The 14,413-nt window shown below is 66.5% G+C and carries 11 protein-coding genes; 8 read left to right on the top strand and 3 right to left on the bottom strand.

The genetic code is table 11. From position 1 onward, the window contains the following. Window positions 1-46 precede the first annotated feature (46 nt). The 3 genes from AC1RQC_RS04775 (at window position 47) to AC1RQC_RS04765 (ending at window position 3,229) form a co-directional block, all read left to right on the top strand. On the top strand, window positions 47-925 hold the full coding sequence (locus AC1RQC_RS04775; RefSeq protein WP_492376620.1) for a LysR family transcriptional regulator: 879 nt from the start codon (window positions 47-49) through the stop codon (window positions 923-925). Between the two features lie 94 nt (window positions 926-1,019). Next, window positions 1,020-2,465 (top strand): NfeD family protein, encoded by a 1,446-nt coding sequence (locus AC1RQC_RS04770; protein WP_492882562.1) that lies wholly within the window; start codon window positions 1,020-1,022, stop codon window positions 2,463-2,465. Window positions 2,466-2,467: 2 nt separating this feature from the next. Beyond that, window positions 2,468-3,229, top strand: a complete 762-nt coding sequence (locus AC1RQC_RS04765; RefSeq protein WP_183036254.1) for a slipin family protein — start codon at window positions 2,468-2,470, stop codon at window positions 3,227-3,229. Window positions 3,230-3,516: 287 nt separating this feature from the next. On the opposite strand, the gene alaS is transcribed toward AC1RQC_RS04765, so the two are convergent. After that, complete coding sequence (gene alaS / locus AC1RQC_RS04760; RefSeq protein ID WP_492810982.1) at window positions 3,517-6,141, bottom strand: alanine--tRNA ligase; 2,625 nt, start codon at window positions 6,139-6,141, stop codon at window positions 3,517-3,519. A gap of 332 nt (window positions 6,142-6,473) precedes the next feature. Between alaS and AC1RQC_RS04755 the strand changes: the two genes are divergently transcribed. The 3 genes from AC1RQC_RS04755 (at window position 6,474) to AC1RQC_RS04745 (ending at window position 9,397) form a co-directional block, all read left to right on the top strand. After that, window positions 6,474-7,694: a CaiB/BaiF CoA transferase family protein gene (locus tag AC1RQC_RS04755; protein ID WP_253928722.1), complete on the top strand. Its 1,221-nt coding sequence runs from the start codon at window positions 6,474-6,476 to the stop codon at window positions 7,692-7,694. 157 nt (window positions 7,695-7,851) lie between these two features. Beyond that, window positions 7,852-8,307: a DUF2214 family protein gene (locus AC1RQC_RS04750; RefSeq protein ID WP_492882561.1), complete on the top strand. Its 456-nt coding sequence runs from the start codon at window positions 7,852-7,854 to the stop codon at window positions 8,305-8,307. A gap of 49 nt (window positions 8,308-8,356) precedes the next feature. Next, on the top strand, window positions 8,357-9,397 hold the full coding sequence (locus tag AC1RQC_RS04745) for a tripartite tricarboxylate transporter substrate binding protein (protein WP_492882560.1): 1,041 nt from the start codon (window positions 8,357-8,359) through the stop codon (window positions 9,395-9,397). A 245-nt stretch (window positions 9,398-9,642) separates the two neighbouring features. Here the strand turns inward: AC1RQC_RS04745 and AC1RQC_RS04740 are convergent, their stop codons facing one another. Beyond that, a complete protein-coding gene (locus AC1RQC_RS04740; protein ID WP_492882559.1) occupies window positions 9,643-11,373 on the bottom strand; it encodes a potassium/proton antiporter in 1,731 nt (576 codons plus the stop codon). 339 nt (window positions 11,374-11,712) lie between these two features. Here AC1RQC_RS04740 and AC1RQC_RS04735 point away from each other — a divergent pair, with 339 nt between their 5' ends. Beyond that, window positions 11,713-12,174 carry a tripartite tricarboxylate transporter TctB family protein gene (locus tag AC1RQC_RS04735; RefSeq protein WP_043348382.1) on the top strand — a complete coding sequence of 154 codons (462 nt, stop codon included), beginning with the start codon at window positions 11,713-11,715 and terminating at the stop codon, window positions 12,172-12,174. Between the two features lie 12 nt (window positions 12,175-12,186). Further along, window positions 12,187-13,689: a tripartite tricarboxylate transporter permease gene (locus tag AC1RQC_RS04730; RefSeq protein ID WP_174422528.1), complete on the top strand. Its 1,503-nt coding sequence runs from the start codon at window positions 12,187-12,189 to the stop codon at window positions 13,687-13,689. A gap of 61 nt (window positions 13,690-13,750) precedes the next feature. Here AC1RQC_RS04730 and AC1RQC_RS04725 read toward each other — a convergent pair whose 3' ends face one another. Continuing rightward, complete coding sequence (locus AC1RQC_RS04725; RefSeq protein WP_492375110.1) at window positions 13,751-14,377, bottom strand: NAD(P)H-dependent oxidoreductase; 627 nt, start codon at window positions 14,375-14,377, stop codon at window positions 13,751-13,753. Between the last annotated feature and the right edge of the window lie 36 nt (window positions 14,378-14,413).

The raw sequence follows: 14,413 nt of genomic DNA, 5'->3' as shown, positions 1-14,413 counted from the left end.
GTTTGTTCGTCATCACTACATCATCACACCCGGCAAGGGGATCGCAATGGACCTGGCTTCCCTGGAAATCTTTCGCTGCGTCGTGGAGGAAGGCGGCATCACCCGCGCCGCCACCCGCCTGCACCGCGTGCAGTCCAACGTCACCACCCGCATCCGCCAGCTGGAGGCCTCGCTCGGCGTCGATCTGTTCCTGCGTGACGGCAAGCGCATGGTGCTGACGCCGGCCGGACAGACTTTGTTCGACTACGCCCGCCGCGTGCTGGACCTGGCCGAAGAAGCCCGCCAGGCCGTGCTGCCGGCCAGGCCGCAAGGCCGCCTGCGCATCGCCTCGATGGAGAGCACGGCGGCCAGCCGCCTGCCCGCCGTGCTGGCCGCCTATCACCAGGCGTGGCCGGACGTGGAGCTTGAGCTGGTGACCTGCCCCACGCGCCAGGCCTTGCAGGCGCTGGCGCGCTTCGAGGTGGACTGCGCCTTTGTGGCCCAGCCGCTGGACGATCCAGCGCTGGCGTCGCTGCCGGCGTTCGAGGAAGAGCTGGTGCTGATCGCCCGCGAGCGCCATGCTCCCATCCACAGCGCGGCAGACCTGGAAACCCGCACCATGCTGTCGTTCGAGTCCGGCTGCAATTACCGCGGCCGGCTCGAAGCCTGGTTCGGCGCCAGCGGCAGCCCGCCGCGCCGGGTGCTGGAGCTGGGCTCGTATCACGCCATCATTGCTTGTGCCGCAGCCGGCATTGGCGTGGCGATTGTGCCGCGCTCGGTACTTGGCCTGTACCGCGACCTGCCCAAGATCAGCCTCCACGACCTCGGCCAGGCCGGCAAAGTCACCACGTTGCTGGCTTGGCATCCGGCCATGGCCAATACCGCGCTGGGCGCCTTGGCCGACACATTCCGCGCCCCACGGCCAGGACTGGCCGCGGCCGCCTGAGTCCGCCAGCTGCCGCCACACCGGGCAAGATGTGCCCGGTCGCCTACACTGGAAGTGGCGCCGCGTTTGCACTCCACGTGCCGGCGTCATTGCCATGAAGCATGTCCCGATGCTCCTGCGATGGCTTGCAACGGCCTTCTGGCTAGCCCTCGTTGCCTTGGCGGCGACGCCGCTGGTCCCCGCCACGCCGGCCAATGCGCAGGCGAGCGCGCCCGCGGCCACCGGCGCTGTCCCGCCCGTTTTCGTCATCCCGCTCAAAGGCGCGATCGGCCCGGCCAGCGCGAGCTTTATCGAGCGCGGCATGGCGCGCGCGCGCTCTGACGGCGCGCAGCTGATCGTGCTGGAAATGGACACCCCGGGCGGGCTGGACCTGTCGATGCGCGAGATCATCCAGGGCATCCTGGCCTCACCGGTACCGGTGGCGAGCTATGTCTATCCGGGCGGCGCGCGCGCGGCCAGCGCCGGCACCTACATCCTCTACGCCAGCCATATCGCCGCGATGGCGCCCGGCACCAACCTGGGCGCGGCCAGCCCGGTGCAGATCAGCATCGGCGGGCCACAGAAGCCAGAGGCGGCCCCAGCCTCCGCCCCTGTCGGCGCGCCGCCGCAGGACACCATGGAGCGCAAGCAGATGCACGACGCCTCGGCCTATATCCGCGGCCTGGCGCAATTGCGCGGGCGCAATGCCGAGTGGGGCGAACGCGCGGTGCGCGAGGCGGTCAGCCTGTCGGCCAGCGAGGCGGTCGCGCAGAAGGTCGCGGACCTGATCGCGCCCGACCTGCCTGCACTGCTGCGCGCCGTGGACGGCAAGCACATCCAGGCCGCCGGCGTGGACCGCGTGCTGCGCACGGCGCACGCGCCGGTGCAGGTGCTGGAGCCGGACTGGCGCGACAGCTTCCTGGAGGTCATCACCGATCCCAGCGTGGCGCTGATCCTGATGATGGCCGGCATCTACGGCCTGATCTTCGAGTTCTCCACGCCGGGCATGGTGGTACCCGGCATTGGCGGCGCGATCTGCCTGCTGCTGGCGCTGTTCGCGCTGCATATGCTGCCCGTCAGCTACGCGGGCCTGGGGCTGATCGCACTGGGCATCGGCTGCATGGTGGCGGAGCTATACCTGCCCACCTTTGGGGCGCTGGGCGTGGGCGGCATCATCGCCTTTATCTTTGGGGCGGTGATGCTGATCGATACGAATGTGCCCGGCTTCGGCATTCCGCTGTGGCTGATCGGCAGCCTGGCACTGGCCAGCGCGGTGTTCCTGTTCGCCGTCTGGACGCTGCTCTGGCGCGCGCGGCGCATGCCCGCGATCAACGGCGGCGACGCGATGATCGGCACGCCCGGCGTGATCCTGGACGATCTCCAGGAAGACGGCTGGGCCGAGGTGCGTGGCGAGCGCTGGCGGGTACATAGCCTGCGGCCGCTGGCGCGCGGCGAGCCGGTGCTGGTCATCGGGCGCAATGGGCTGCTGCTCGAAGTGCGCTCCCTCCACGCGTCTGGAACGACATCCGGCCCGATTCCCCCATCCACCCAAGGAGCATGATCATGGCATTTGGATTCAGCGCAGGCGGTCTGGTCTTCATCATTGCCTTGCTCATCGTTTCCTCGATCCGCGTGCTGCGCGAGTACGAACGCGGCGTGGTGTTCATGCTGGGGCGCTTCTGGAAGGTGAAAGGCCCAGGGCTGGTGATCCTGATCCCGGCGGTGCAGCAGATGGTGCGCGTGGACTTGCGTACGGTGGTGATGGACGTGCCGCCGCAAGACGTGATCTCGCGCGACAACGTGTCGGTCAAGGTGAATGCGGTGGTGTATTTCCGCGTGATCGACCCGGAGCGCGCCATCATCCAGGTGGCGAACTTCCTCGAGGCCACCAGCCAGCTGGCGCAGACCACCTTGCGCTCGGTGCTGGGCAAGCATGAGCTCGACGAGATGCTGGCCGAGCGCGAGCAGCTCAACATCGACATCCAGAAAGCGCTCGATGCCCAGACCGATAGCTGGGGCATCAAGGTCTCCAACGTGGAGATCAAGCACGTCGACCTCAACGAAACCATGATCCGCGCCATCGCGCGCCAGGCCGAGGCCGAGCGCGAACGGCGCGCCAAGGTGATTCATGCCGAGGGCGAGTTGCAGGCCTCGGTGAAGCTGCTGGAAGCCGCGCAGATGCTGGCAAGGGAACCGCAAGCGATGCAACTGCGTTATCTGCAGACGCTGACGCAGATTGCCGGCGACAAGAGCTCGACGATCGTGTTTCCGTTGCCCATCGACATCCTGACGCTGGTGGGAAAGCTGAGCCGCGAGTCGACGTGAAAAAAGGCGCCTGGGGCGCCTCAGACTGCTGACAAAGGTAGATCTGCGCAGGGGGTCACTCCCCTCTCCCGCGGGCGGGAGAGGGGCTGGGGGAGAGGGCGGGTGCTCGTCACGCCGTCATGCTGGAAACAACCATGGGCTTCGCTTCAAGTGGCCCCTAGCTAAGCCACCCCTCACCCCGGCCCTCTCCCCCTGAGGGGAGAGGGAGAGACAGCCGTCGTCATGGCACGCGGCTTTGGCCCATTCCTCGGCTTCGGCGAATGCCTCAGATCTGCCTCAGACCTGCCTCAAACCTTGCCCGCGACCCACTCGCCGACACCTGCCAGCGCCTTGGGCAGGTTGGCCGGCTCCGTGCCGCCAGCTTGCGCCATGTCCGGACGGCCGCCGCCCTTGCCGCCGACCTGCTGCGCGACAAAGTTGACCAGCTCGCCGGCCTTGACCTTGGCGGTGGCATCGGCGGTCACCCCAGCGATCAGGCTGACCTTGCCGTCGGCCACCGCGCCTAGCACGATGGCCGCGGTGCCCAGCTTGTCCTTGAGCTTGTCCATGGTTTCGCGCAGCGTCTTGACGTCGGCGCCGTCGAGCTGTGCGGCCAGCACCTTGATGCCCTTGACGTCGATGGCCTGCGCCGCCAGCTCGTCGCCTTGCGAAGCAGCCAGCTTGCTCTTGAGGCGCTCCAGTTCCTTCTCCAGCGCGCGCACTTGTTCCTGCACCTGCCCGATACGCGGCACCAGTTCGGACGGCTGCGCCTTGAGCGCGGCGGCGGCTTCGTTCAGCTTGGCGTCCAGTGCTTGCAGGTAATGCAGCGCGTTGTCGCCGGTGATGGCTTCGACGCGGCGGATGCCCGCTGCCACGCCGCTTTCCACCACGATCTTGAACACGCCGATATCGCCGGTGCGGGTCACGTGGGTGCCGCCGCACAGTTCCTTGGAGCTGCCGATCGACAGCACGCGCACGTCGTCGGCGTACTTCTCGCCGAACAGCGCCATCGCGCCGCTCTTGACCGCGTCGTCGAAGGGCATGACTTCAGCACCGGTAGCTGCGTTCTGCAGGATCTCGGCGTTGACGATCTCCTCGACGCGACGGATCTGCTCGTCGGTCATCGGCGCGTTGTGCGAGAAGTCAAAGCGGGTCTTGTCCGCGTCGACCAGCGAGCCCTTCTGCTGCACGTGGCTGCCCAGCACTTCACGCAATGCCTTGTGCATCAGGTGGGTGGCCGAGTGGTTGCGCACGGTGCGCGCGCGGCGCTGCGCATCCACCTGCGCGGTGACGCTGTCGCCCACCTTGAGCGCGCCGCCCGCCAGGGTGCCCTGGTGGCCGAACACATCGGCCTGCACCTTGGTGGTATCGACCACGCTGAACACGGCGCTGCCGCTCTTCAGTTCGCCCTGGTCGCCGGCCTGGCCGCCGGACTCGGCGTAGAACGGCGTGTTATCCAGCACGATCACGCCGGTCTGGCCGGGCTGCATCGTGTCGACGGATGCGCCGTCCACATACAGCGCGGTGATCTTCGCACCGTCCACGCCCAGCTTTTCGTAGCCGTGGAAGGTGGTCTTGTCGCCCTTGTACTCCAGGCCGGCCGCCATCTTGAACTTGCCGGCGGCGCGGGCCTGCTCGCGCTGGCGGTTCATGGCCGCGTCGAAGGCGGCTTCGTCCACCGTCATTTCCTGCTCGCGGCACACGTCCTGCGTCAGGTCCAGCGGGAAGCCAAAGGTGTCGTGCAGCTTGAAGGCAAGTTCGCCGTCGAGCACGGTACCGCCCTTGGCCTTGACGTCGGCCAGTGCCGAGTCAAGGATGGACATGCCGTTCTCGATGGTTTCGAAGAAGCGTTCCTCTTCTGCCTTGAGCACCTCCACGACGCGCGATTCGGCGTCGGACAGTTCCGGATAGGCTTCGCCCATCTGACCCACCAGATCGCCCACCAGCTTGTGGAAGAACGGGGTCTTGCGGCCCAGCTTGTAGCCGTGGCGGATGGCGCGGCGGATGATACGGCGCAGCACGTAGCCGCGGCCTTCATTGCCGGGGATCACACCGTCGACGATCAGGAAGGAGCACGCGCGGATGTGGTCGGCGATGACCTTCAGCGAATTGTTGTTGAGATCGGTGGTGCCGGTCTCGCGCGCAGCGCCCTTGATCAGTGCCTGGAACAGGTCGATCTCATAGTTGCTGTGCACGTGCTGCAGCACCGCGGCGATGCGCTCCAGGCCCATGCCGGTGTCGACGCAGGGCTTGGGCAGGCGCGGCATATTGCCTTGCTCGTCCCGGTTGAACTGCATGAACACCAGGTTCCAGATCTCGATGTAGCGGTCGCCGTCTTCCTCGGGAGATCCCGGGGGGCCGCCCCACACGTCAGGGCCGTGGTCGTAGAAGATTTCCGAGCACGGGCCGCAGGGGCCGGTGTCGGCCATCTGCCAGAAGTTGTCGGAGGCGTAGCGCGCGCCCTTGTTGTCGCCGATGCGCACGATGCGCTCGGGCGGCACGCCGACTTCCTTGGCCCAGATGTCATAGGCTTCGTCGTCTTCCGCGTACACCGTGACCCACAGCTTTTCGGCCGGTAGCTGGTAGACCTTGGTCAGCAGCTCCCACGCGTACTGGATCGCCTCGCGCTTGAAATAGTCGCCAAACGAGAAGTTGCCGAGCATTTCAAAGAAGGTGTGGTGACGCGCGGTGTAACCCACGTTCTCCAGGTCGTTGTGCTTGCCGCCGGCGCGCACCGAGCGCTGCGACGAGGTCGCGCGGGTGTACGGGCGCTTGTCGGTGCCCAGGAACACGTCCTTGAACTGCACCATGCCGGAGTTGGTAAACAGCAACGTCGGATCGTTCCCCGGCACCAGGCTGGACGAGCGGACCACGGTATGGCCCTTCGATTCGAAGTACTGCAGGAACTTGCTGCGGATGTCGGAGACTTTCATGTTCTGGGCAAGGGCGTCCCACGTCGTGGCAGGGCGCTGTCGGTCAAGATGGTTTTGCAAACCGTTGATTATACGGGGAAGCCTGAGCGCGCGGCATTCCGCCGGGGATTCGCCTTGCGCCGCCCGCAATACCGCGCGCCGCCGCGATCCGGGCCGGCCGCGATGTGCGCCCGGCGGCCTGCCGGTGGTAAAGTGCTGGCTGTCCCAGCCGGACGCCCCCGAGCCTGGTTTCGCGCCAGCCTCCGATTGCCCTGCAAGCCGCCACCCAGACCAGACGGCGGGGCCGCCCGGCCTTCCCTCGCCCACCCCTTGCCGGATCCGCAATACACCCCATGGGAGCTTTAAGCCACCTCCGCGTCCTCGACCTGACCCGCGTTCTCGCCGGGCCATGGTGCGCCCAGAACCTTGCCGACTTCGGCGCCGACGTGATCAAGATCGAGCGCCCCGGCGCCGGCGACGATACCCGCACCTGGGGCCCGCCCTGGCTGCAGGACGGCGAAGGCCGCGATACCGCGGAAGCTGCCTATTACCTGGCCGCCAACCGCAACAAGCGCTCGGTGACCTGCGATATCAGCACGCCCGAGGGCCAGGAACTGGTGCGCGCGCTGGCCGCCCAGAGCGATGTGGTGCTGGAGAACTACAAGGTCGGCCAGCTGAAGAAGTACGGGCTGGACTACGACTCCCTCAAGGCGATCAAGCCGGGCCTGATCTATTGCTCGGTGACCGGCTTCGGCCAGACCGGCCCCTACGCGGCGCGCCCGGGCTACGACTTCATCATCCAGGGCATGGGCGGCTTCATGAGCCTGACCGGCGAGCGCGACGACCTGCCCGGCGGCGGCCCGCAGAAGGCCGGCGTGGCCATCTCCGACCTGATGACCGGGCAGTACGCCACCATCGCCGTGCTGGCCGCGCTGGCCCACCGCGAGCGCACCGGCGAAGGCCAGTACATCGACATGGCCCTGCTCGACGTGCAGGTGGCCATGCTGGCCAACATGAACACCAACTACCTGGCCAGCGGCGAAGCGCCCAGGCGCTGGGGCAACGCGCACCCCAATATCGTCCCCTACCAGACCTTCCAGGCGGCCGACGGCTGGATCATCGTGGCGGTGGGCAACGACGGCCAGTTCCGCAAGTTCGTCGTTGCCGGCGGGCGCCCCGAACTGGCCGACGACCCGCGCTTCGCCACCAACCCGCAGCGGGTTGCGCATCGCGATGTGCTGGTGCCGATCCTCGCCGACATGGTCAAGCCGCGCACCCGCGCCCAGTGGATCCTCGACCTGGAAGCCGCCGGCGTGCCCTGCGGCCCGATCAACACGCTGGACGACGTGTTCGAGGATGCCCAGGTCAAGGCGCGCGGCCTGCGCGTGGACCTGCCGCACCCGAGCGCCGGCGAGGTCAAGCTGGTGGGCAGCCCGATCAAGATGAGCGCGACGCCGCCCGAGGCCGTGCGCCACCCGCCGCTGCTGGGCGAGCACACCGACGCGGTGCTTGGCGACATGCTGGGCTACACGCCGGAGCAGATAGCCGCGCTGCGCGCCAAGGGCGTGCTGTAAGGTGCTGGCCGCCTGTGTGCCTGCAGTGGCGGCGCGCGGGCGGCAAGCCGGAGTTTGTCGTCGTTGTTCCCATAACCGTTGCCGTAGCGAGAAAAAGCAAGAACCCTGACCCCGCGCGCCGGCGTACGGCGCATGCCTGACCACAAAAGGAGTTTGGATGCTGACCGACGCCCTGCTGGCCTTCCTGCACTACACCTTCATCTTCCTGCTGATCGCCCTGATGACCGCCGAGGCGGTCGTGCTGCGCCCCGGCATGACGCCGCCCGTGCTCAAGCGCCTGTCGATCTACGACCTGCTCTACTTCCTCACTGCCATGGCGGTGCTGGCAACCGGCCTGCTGCGGCTGTTCTACGGCGCCAAGGGCGCACAGTTCTACCTGCACAACCCGTGGTTCCACGCCAAGATCACCGTGTTCGTGGCGATCGCCCTGTGCTCGCTGCCGCCCACCTTCGCCATCCAGCGGTGGCGCCGCCAGGCGCGCAGCTTGCCGGACTTCGTGCCCATGCCCGCCGAACTGAAGTCCGCGCGGCGCTGGGTCATGATCCAGGCCCACCTGCTGATCCTGCTGCCGCTGTGCGCGGTAATGATGGCGCGCGGCATCGGCATGAAATAGGCCGCAGCGCCTGGTGCACCAGATTCCCAATCCAACCCGACGCATCTCCATGCTCAAGAAAAAACTCGCCGCGGCTTTGCTCGCCGCCGCCCTGCCCGCTATCGGCACCTTTATCGCCTTTGGCGCCTTTAGCGCCTTTAGCGCCACGCCTGCCGCCGCGGCCGCCGCCTATCCGGCCAAGCCGCTCAAGTTCGTCGTGCCCTACCCGGCAGGCGGCCCGCTGGACACCGTGGCGCGCGCCATCGGCGACAAGCTCAAGGACAGCCTGGGCCAGCCCGTGGTGGTGGAAAACCGTCCGGGCGCCGGCGGCAATATCGGCGCCGACTACGTGGCCAAGCAGCCGGCCGACGGTTACACCATCGTGATGGGCGCCGTGGCCACCCACGCCATCAACCCCAGCCTCTTCGCCAAGATGCCGTACGACCCGGTGAAGGACTTCAGCCCGATCACGCTGGTGGCCGACGTGCCCAACGTACTCGTCATGCATCCCGGCAAGGCTGCCGAACTGCATATCAACAATGTGCGTGAGCTGGTGGAATACGCGCGCAAGAACCCCGGCAAGCTGGACTACGCCTCGGGCGGCAACGGCAGCGCGGGACATTTGTCGGGCGAGCTGTTCAAGAGCATGGCCAAGGTCAGCATGGTCCACATCCCCTACAACGGCGCCTCGCCTGCGCAGCTGTCGGTGCTGTCCGGCCAGACCGACATGATCTTCGATAACCTCGCCTCCGCGGCGGCCAACATCAAGGCCGGCAAGCTCAAGGCGTTCGCCGTCACCACCGCCACCCGCGCAGCCACCCTGCCCGAGCTACCCACTATCGCCGAAGCCGGCAAGGGGCTCGGCCTGGAAGGCTTCGACATTTCCACGTGGTTCGGCGTGTTCGCCCCGGCCAACACCCCGAAAGAGATCGTCGATCGCCTCAACCACGAGATCGTCGCCATTCTCAAGACCGACGACATGAAGGCAAAGCTGGCCCGCATCGGCGCCCAGCCGGCACCAACCACGCCGGAGCAGTTCGGCGCACTGGTGCAGCGCGAGCTGAAGAAGTACGCGCAGATCGTGAAGGTGTCGGGCGCCAAGGTGGATTGATCCGCCTCGAGACATTTGCCGAAGCCGCCAGCCGGGCCAAAGCCGCGCGCCATGACGACGGCTGTCTCTCCCTCGCCCCTCAGGGGGAGAGGGCCGTCCGGGGAGAGGGGTGGCTTAGCTAGGAGCCACTTCAAGCTAAGCCCGTGTTTTTTTCCAGCACGCAGGCGCACCGAGCGCCCGCCCTCTCCCCCAGCCCCTCTCCCACAAGTGGGAGAGGGGAGACCACCGGCGCAAATCCTGCTTTGTCAGATCGCTCCCGGCTCCGCGCGCGGCAACAACAACCCCACCTGAATAATCCGCGGCCCATCCATCCGCGTCACCGTCAGCTTCAGCCCGGCGATCTCTACGGCATCACCCTCCACTGGTGGTGATGTAAAGGCCTCCTGCAAAGCGACCTCCAGTGTCCGTGCCGCCTCGGCAGGGCTCAACTCCCGCGTCCCGTAAAGCCCCGCCACATCCCGCAGCATGGCCTCCCCGGACAGCAGGAAATCATGGCTAGCCTTGCCCCAGGCAGGTGCCGGCCCAGGCCGATGGAACAACAGCGCCAGCATCGGCACGCTGGTCCCCGGCGCCAGAATCGACACCATGTCCCCAGCCCGCAGCACGGTCTGATCGGGCGCAGCCAGCGCTTTGTCCCGCACCACGGTCAGCAGCCGGCAACGGGGCGGCAACTCGAGCTGGTCGGCGCGCAGGTTTTCAATCGGCGAATCAGCCTCGACCCTGAACTGCATCACCTCCAGCGCCGGCGCATGGGTGCCCTGCAGCCGCGAGCGGGCCACGGGCTCCGGATAGGCGGGACGCAGCACGCGCGCCAGCCGCGCCGCCAGCGGCACGGTGGTGCCCTGCAGCAGCAGGCTGGTCAGCACCACCGCAAAGGCGATGCGAAACAGCAAGCCGGAATCAGGCATGCCCTGCAGCATGGGAAACAGTGCCAGCACGATAGGCACCGCCCCACGCAAGCCCATCCAGGCCACGAAGCCCTTCTCCCGGGCGCTGAAACGAAACGGCAGCAGCGCCAGCCAGACCGCCGCCGGGCGCGCCACCAGCATCAAGAATGCCGCCACCGCCACCGCCGGCAGCGCCACTTCCCAGATCCGGTGCGGCGCCACCAGCAGGCCAAGCAGCAGGAACATCGCGGACTGCGACAGCCAGGCCATGCCATCCATCGCCCGCATGGTGTCGGGGCCTACCGCGCGGTCGCGGTTGCCCACCAGGATGCCGGTCAGGTAGACGGCCAGGAAGCCGCTGCCGCCCGCCGTCTGCACGATGGCGAACACCATGGCGCCGCCCGAGCACAGCAGGATGGCCTGCAGGCCTTCGGCTACGCGGATGCGCTCCATTATGTTGGCCATGCAGTAGCCCAGGCCTAATCCGAGCAACCCACCGACCCCGAACTGCACCACCAGGCGCCACAACAGCGCGCCGGGGCTCAGGCCCGCGGGCGCGGCGATCCAGTCGATCAGGGTGAGGGTCAGGAAGATCGCCATCGGGTCGTTGATGCCGGATTCGATTTCCAGCACGCTCGCCACCCGCTCCTTGAGCCGGATGCCGCTGGTATTGAGCAGCGAGAACACCGCCGCGGCATCGGTCGAGCCGACGATGGCGCCCAGCAGCAGGCCCAGCTTCCAGTCGATCTCCAGCACCCAGGCGGCAAACAGGCCCACCAGGCCGGTCGTGACCAGCACGCCGACGGTCGCCAGCGACAGCGAGGGTTTCAGCGCCACCCGGAAGGTGGCCAGCCGGGTGCGCAAGCCACCATCGAGCAGGATCACCGCCAGCGCGAGATTGCCGACCAGGAAGCTCAGCCAGGTATTGGAGAAGCGGATGCCGCCGGGGCCATCCACGCCGGCCAGCATGCCGACCGATAAAAAGACAAGCAGGAAAGGCACGCCCGCGCGCGCCGAGAAGGCGCCCACCACAATGCCCAGCGACATCACGACGGCGCCGATCAGGATGACATGGTCAATGCTTTCCAAAACGGCTTTCCCTTTTACCTTTTCATGCCGTGCCGCATCGGCCACGGGCTGCGCACGTATCGGCAACGGCAGTGCAGCCGTCGATGATAGCGCAGCCCTATGACCACTCTGCCGCGCAGACGTGAAAGCGGCACCCGGCAACGAAGCAAGCAGCCCCTGGATGTCTCCTAGGGAGATACCCGCAGATTGACCATTTTTGCAGACATCTGAAAGGTAGCTGAAAGGTCTTCCCCTTAATTTCCTCCCTGCCAGCGGCGGGACGGTTGCGCGCGCGCTTTTGACGCACCGCAACATCCTTAGCCGCACGGATTTCAAGCAGTTTTTTCGAGGAGAATCATTTTGCGCATTCGTAGCCAAAAGGACTTTGCCTCCGGCCTGATGTTCATCCTGGTCGGATTCAGCTTTTCCTGGGTCGCACGCGGGTATTCCATGGGTACTGCCGCGAAGATGGGCCCCGGGTATTTCCCGTTCTGGCTCGGCATCGTGCTCGCCTTGCTGGGCGCGCTGGTGCTGTGGAGTTCCCTGTCCGCCAAGAAGGAAGAAGACCAGCTCGCACGCTGGGACATCAAGACCTTGCTGTGGATCCTGGGTTCGGTGGTGCTGTTCGGCCTGATGCTCAAGCCGCTGGGCATGGTGCTGTCGGTGCTGGTGCTGGTGCTGGTGTCGTCGATGGCCAGCCATGAATTCAGCTGGAAGGGTGCCGTTGTCAACGCCATCGTCCTGGTGATCATCAGCCTGGGCGCCTTCGTCTACGGCATCAATCTTCAGATGCCGGTGTGGCCGGCATTCTTGGCAGGATAAGGAGACGGCCATATGGAACTACTAGCCAACCTGGGCCTGGGCTTCTCGACCGCCCTGACCCTGCAAAACCTCGCATACGCCTTCCTGGGCTGCGTGCTGGGCACCCTGATCGGCGTGCTGCCGGGCCTGGGGCCTCTGGCCACCATCGCCATGCTGCTGCCGGTGACCTACACGCTGCCGCCGGTGGCCGCGCTCATCATGCTGGCCGGTATTTACTACGGCGCCCAGTACGGTGGCTCCACCACCGCCATTCTGGTCAACCTGCCGGGTGAATCGTCGTCGGTGGTGACTACCATCGATGGCTACCAGATGGCCAGGCGAGGGCGAGCGGGGGTGGCGTTAGCCACCGCCGGCCTAGGCTCGTTCTTCGCCGGCTGCGTGGCAACCCTGATCCTGGCCGCGTTCGCAGCGCCGCTGTCGGAACTGGCGTTCAAGTTCGGCCCTGCCGAGTACTTCTCGCTGATGGTGCTGGGCCTGATCGGCGCCGTGGTGCTGGCTTCGGGCTCGCTGGTCAAGGCCATCGCCATGATCGTGCTGGGCCTGCTGCTGGGCCTGGTCGGCACCGACGTGAACTCGGGTGCAGCGCGCTTCTCGTTCGACGTGCCTGAGCTGACCGACGGACTGAACTTCGTCTCGGTCGCCATGGGTGTGTTCGGCTTCGCGGAAATCATCGCGAACCTGGAACAAAAAGATGCCCGCGAAACCTTCACGGACCACATCACCAACCTGTTCCCGACCAAGGAAGACTTCAAGCGCATGATCCCGGCAGTGCTTCGCGGCACCTTCCTGGGCTCCGCGCTGGGCATCCTGCCGGGCGGCGGTGCGGCGCTGGCTTCGTTTGCAGCCTACTCGCTGGAAAAGAAGACCTCGAAGTTCTCGCATGAGTTCGGCAAGGGCGCCATCGAAGGCGTGGCGGGTCCGGAATCGGCCAACAACGCCGCGGCGCAGACCTCCTTCATCCCGCTGCTCACGCTGGGCATTCCGCCCAACGCCGTGATGGCGCTGATGGTGGGCGCAATGACCATCCACAACATCCAGCCGGGCCCGCAGGTCATGACCAGCAACCCCGCGCTGTTCTGGGGCCTGATCGCCTCGATGTGGATCGGCAACTTCATGCTGATCATCCTGAACCTGCCGCTGATCGGGATCTGGGTCAAGCTGCTCAAGGTGCCTTACCGCTACCTGTACCCGGCCATCCTGGTGTTCTGCTGCATCGGCGTGTACTCGGTCCAGAACACCACGTTCGACGTGTTCCAGACCGCGGCCTTCGGCGTGATCGGCTACCTGTTCATCAAGCTCAAGTGCGAGCCGGCGCCGTTGCTGCTGGGCTTCGTGCTGGGGCCGATGATGGAAGAGAATTTCCGCCGCTCCCTGCTGCTGTCGCGCGGCGAGTTCAGCGTGTTCCTGACCCGCCCGCTGTCGCTCGGCCTGCTGATCGCAGCCGCCGTGCTGGTCCTGATCGTGGCACTGCCGTCGATCAAGAACAAGCGCGAAGAAGCTTTCCAGGAAGAATAAGAGAGCAAGTCCCGCGGCCGGTATCCGTGCCGGCCGCGAGCGACGATGCCAGAGAAGACCCTCAAGGTGCCGCAAGGCACCTTTTTTCATGCCTTGCCCGCTGCGGCGCCCGGATGCTGGCGGCGAGCGCGCCGGCTCGCGCCAGCCAGGCATCCCTCTGCCCGGGCTGCGAGCCCAGTACCGGGCCGAACGCCATGGTGCTGACCGGCTTGATCCCGCAGAACTCCAGCGTGGTATTGCGCATCTGGCGGATGCCCGGCATGCGGTAGATCCATTTGAAATACCAGGGCGGCGTATCCATGGTCACCAGCAGATGCGCCGAGCGGCCCTTCAGGAGCTGCTCGGGAAACGCTTTGCCGGCGCGGTACTTGAAGGCGAAGCCGGGCAGCAACACGCGGTCCAGGAAACCCTTGAGCAAGGCGGGCGGGCCGCCCCACCAGATCGGGAAGACGAAGGCAAGGTGTCCCGCCCAGGCCATGGCTTCCTGTGCCTCGACCAGATCGGGCTCGAGGCCCTGGATGGCGTTGTAGCCCGCATGCAGGATGGGATCGAACTTCAGCACATCCAGCCTGAGCAGCCGGACCTCGTGCCCCGCGGCTTCGGCGCAGGCCGCATAGGTCCTGGCGATGGCGCCGCACAAGCCATGGTTAGAAGGGTGACCCATGATCACCAGTACTCGCTGCCGCATCGCGACGCTCTCCAAAAAAGGTTGACGCCGCGAGGG

The sequence above is a fragment of the Cupriavidus sp. GW822-FHT03E04 genome, from assembly GCF_058801495.1.
The sequence above is the reverse complement of the archived record's forward strand: the minus strand, read 5'-3'. Positions and strand labels throughout refer to the sequence as shown.

Bases quoted from the DNA above. Each gene is read 5' to 3' on its own strand.
- AC1RQC_RS04775 (WP_492376620.1), top strand. From the start codon at position 47: ATGGACCTGGCTTCCCTGGAAATCTTTCGCTGCGTCGTGGAGGAAGGC.
- AC1RQC_RS04770 (WP_492882562.1), top strand. From the start codon at position 1,020: ATGAAGCATGTCCCGATGCTCCTGCGATGGCTTGCAACGGCCTTCTGG.
- AC1RQC_RS04765 (WP_183036254.1), top strand. From the start codon at position 2,468: ATGGCATTTGGATTCAGCGCAGGCGGTCTGGTCTTCATCATTGCCTTG.
- alaS (WP_492810982.1), bottom strand. From the start codon at position 6,141: ATGAAAGTCTCCGACATCCGCAGCAAGTTCCTGCAGTACTTCGAATCG.
- AC1RQC_RS04755 (WP_253928722.1), top strand. From the start codon at position 6,474: ATGGGAGCTTTAAGCCACCTCCGCGTCCTCGACCTGACCCGCGTTCTC.
- AC1RQC_RS04750 (WP_492882561.1), top strand. From the start codon at position 7,852: ATGCTGACCGACGCCCTGCTGGCCTTCCTGCACTACACCTTCATCTTC.
- AC1RQC_RS04745 (WP_492882560.1), top strand. From the start codon at position 8,357: ATGCTCAAGAAAAAACTCGCCGCGGCTTTGCTCGCCGCCGCCCTGCCC.
- AC1RQC_RS04730 (WP_174422528.1), top strand. From the start codon at position 12,187: ATGGAACTACTAGCCAACCTGGGCCTGGGCTTCTCGACCGCCCTGACC.
- AC1RQC_RS04725 (WP_492375110.1), bottom strand. From the start codon at position 14,377: ATGCGGCAGCGAGTACTGGTGATCATGGGTCACCCTTCTAACCATGGC.